This window comes from bacterium (assembly GCA_030018315.1).
GTDB lineage: Bacteria > Hydrothermota > UBA3073 > JACQXS01 > JAGMCI01 > JASEGA01.
The window spans coordinates 1-3759 of sequence record JASEGA010000056.1; the positions used below are offsets into that span (position 1 = coordinate 1).

Here is a 3759-nt window from a genome sequence, read left to right on the forward strand (position 1 = left end):
TTATTGACTCTACTCTTATAAAGTAAACACCAATAGGACAGATTTTACCATAATTATCTTCCCTATTCCAGTAAATAACTTCACCATTTACAGGTAAGTGCCTAACAATTCTACCAGCTGCGTTATAGATAGTAATAGATGCCTTATCGGAATGAGGGATGTGTGAAACAATCCTTACAATAGAGGGAGACGGATTTGGAAATATATCTACACCACCGCTTATTTCGAGCTTCTTCGCTTCGCTCAGAAAGGTTGCGCCTACCCTTCTTTTATAATATATTTCAGTATTACCATCTCTTTTATCCTTCCACGCAACATGTAAATAATTACCAGAATCATCACATGCAATATTTGGGAATAATATCTCATCCTCTGCTACTGCACTATCAGTAATACAGGTGTCATAGCTCCAAGTATTACCACCATCAATAGACTCCTTAAAGTAGACTTCAAAGTCTGCATTATCACGATTATCTTGCCAAACTACATAGACTCTGTTACAAAGGTCGGCAGCGATATTAGCATACGAAGATTCATTTGGATTTTTTGTTAGCCGTGTCTCATCTCCCCATGTGCTGCCACCATCAGTTGACCGAATGTAATATATTTCCCAATTGCCATCACGCGCATCCTCCCAAACTATATGCACTTTATCACCTCTATCAGTATATACACTAGGGTTCCATTTTGGTGAATTGCCAGTTGTCAGTATTACTTCAGGCTCAATAGGTTGACCTATTAGCCAGCGTCTGTAATAAATTTGACTACCAGCCCTCTCATCCGGATAAACTATATGGACACGACCAAGTGTATCTGCAGCGACTGAACCCCAGCGTGCAGCTCTTGAATTAGTTAGTTGACGCCTAGGCTCCCAAGTTACACCACCATCACTTGAGCGTATAATGTAGTTATCAAGCTCTTTCCAGCTCACTCCTGTCTGGTCAGCAAACAATACATAAACACCATCATTGAGGTCAGATGCTAAAGATGTATGACCAGCAAAATCACCAATTGTAGATACAATGTTTTGCTGCGCTTCCCATGTGTCACCACCATCAGTTGAGCGTTTATAATGGATTATGGGCTTAAAAGCGTCCCAATACGAAAATTCAGTATAAACTACATGTAGCCGTCCTAATCTATCAGTCGCTATGCAAGACCCTTCTTGCCAGTATGATGAATTTGTAGTCAGCGGTTTATCAGCTTCCCATGTCTCACCGTTATCTTTTGACCGCTTGTAATAAACCTCTGTACACCACTGTGGGTCACGCTGGTCATACCAGACTACATGAACACAGCCCCTGTTATCAGTAGCTATTGCCCATTGAGTCGGAAAACTAAAATAAGATTCAGAGGTATCTTTTGTAAGCCTCGTATCAGGACCCCATATTTGTGCAATAAGATTACCACTTATAAAGATGACACTTATTGCAAATAAAATAAATTTATTCATCTCCCCTCCTTCAATATCACTTAACTACAATTATTTTTTCAGTTTTATCATATTCTGTCCGAAGGCTCCTATGGATAGGATTGCCAACTAATAGTTTCAAGAAATAGACACCCGAATTTACATATACGCCGGCTGCATCAGTTGTATTCCATAATGTGTGATATGAGCCAGCAGATAATAAACCATCAAATAATGTATAAATGAGTCTACCAGAAGCATCGTATACTTTAAGGCTCACTTTATCAGCTGTCTTTATAGAATACATTATTTTAAACTCTCCTGTCCCCACGCTCGGAATTACACTAAGCTCATTAGCATATATAGCAGGACTAATCTCATCTACTCCATATATGTCAGGAGTATACTCCTCATTAGTGCCAAGATAAGCAGTATCATTTACACCACCTATAACATGTATCTTTAATGGACCACCTGGTAGCCGTGGTGCTGTTACACAGTCAGTACTCCGCTTAGTTGGCATCGGTGTCTTTGTAGCCCAAGTGTTAGTTTCAGGATTGTATTCCTCGTTTATATCAAGATACCGAATCTCTCCATTCTCATCCATATACGAGCCCCCAATAGCATATACCCTGTTATTTACTGCAGCTACTGCTACACCTCTACGTTTTTTTGTCATAGGTGCCTTTGTAGTCCATGTGCTTGTAGATGGGTCGTATTCTTCGTTTGTAGTAAGAGTTACACTTGCCTCTCTGCCACCGCCAATTACATACATCTTATCATTAACTACAGCTGCGCCCATATATGCACGACGGGTTGGCATAGGCACTTTTCTGGCCCAAGTATCAGTTAATGGGTCATACTCTTCGTTAATGTTAAGATACGAAATCTCAACCTCGGGGTCCCAATAAACTCCACCCACTACATATATCTTATCATTTATTGCAGCAGCCGTCGGAGAGAATCTTGGAGTCAGCATCAGTGACTTACTTGTCCATGTGTCAGTTATTGGGTCGTATTCATTATTATACTTGGAAGTAAAGAACTCAGGATTATCTCCAATGACATATATCTTAGAGTTAACTACAGCAGCCCTGGCATAATTAATTGGGCTTATTGTAGACGATTTTGTATTCCATCTGTCAGTTTCTGTGTCATACTCTTCATTCGCAGTAGTCCCATATCCACCAATAGCATAGATTTTAGTGCCAAATGTTACCACTGCTAAGTTAGATCTTGGTGTTGACATAGGAGTCCATGTAATCCATTCGTCAGTTTCTGTATTATACTCCTCGTTAGTTGCAAGGTAGTTATCGGAATCCCAGCCCCCGATAGCGTATATCTTAGAACCCACAGCAGATGCCCCTAAATTCATGCGGGGTGTCGGCATAGGTGACTTAGTACTCCAGCCGGTGCCATCCCATACTTCGTTAGTACCAACAGGATGATGTGTAGCATCCCTCCCTCCAATGACATATATCTTATCACCAACAACAGCAGCTGCCATACCAAAGCGTGGTGTTAGCATAGGTGTCTTTGTTATCCAAGTATTAGTTACTGGGTTATACTCTTCATTAGCCGACTGGACACCACCAGCAGTATGATTCCAGCCCCCAATAGCGTATATCCTACCATTTATTACACCAGCTACAAGATACTCACGTGCTGTCGGCATAGGTGCCTTAATGGTCCATGAGTTAGTAGCTGGGTCGTACTCTTCGTTAATGTTATAATAGTTAGGATTGAGATAACCACCAATAGCATAGATTTTAGAGCCCACTTCTGCAACTGCACAGGCTACGTGTCTTGTTGGCATAGGATTCTTTTCAATCCAAGAGTCAGTAGATGGGTCATACTCGTCGTTAACTGAACCTCTTGCTGGACAGGTCCCACCCATAATATATATCTTAGACCCTACTACACTTACACCTACACCACATGTCGGATATGGCATACTTGCCTTAGTTACCCATGTCCCATATGCAGGGTCATACTCTTCAACTACAGTAAGCTCATCCCAAGCAAAGCCACCAAGCACATATATTTTATTATTAACTGTCGCTATTGCTGCATCACAACGTGCTGTCGGCATAGGTGGGCCTGTAAGCCAGGAGTCTGCAAATACAATCCCGTGTAATAGCACAACAAATATTAGGATAGCAAATAAACTCATTTTCATCTTCCCCTCCTTTTACTAAGGGTGTTCCAAGGCACACCCTAAAAGCACATCCCATCACCCCTGTCACACAATTCCACAGGCCATACGGCTCGTAGGAGATCCTGCGGACATAGGCATCACCCCCTCATTTTTTAAATCCTAAATCTCAAGCACCAAATCCTAAATAAAT

2 protein-coding genes are annotated in these 3759 nt (G+C 41.4%); both read right to left on the reverse strand.

The genetic code is table 11. The features are described from left to right. Positions 1 to 1453, reverse strand: a 1453-nt coding sequence (locus QMD71_09940) for a T9SS type A sorting domain-containing protein (GenBank protein ID MDI6841144.1), incomplete at its 3' end; no start/stop codon positions are given. Positions 1454 to 1469: 16 nt separating this feature from the next. Beyond that, a complete protein-coding gene (locus QMD71_09945; GenBank protein MDI6841145.1) occupies positions 1470 to 3590 on the reverse strand; it encodes a FlgD immunoglobulin-like domain containing protein in 2121 nt (706 codons plus the stop codon). Between the last annotated feature and the right edge of the window lie 169 nt (positions 3591 to 3759).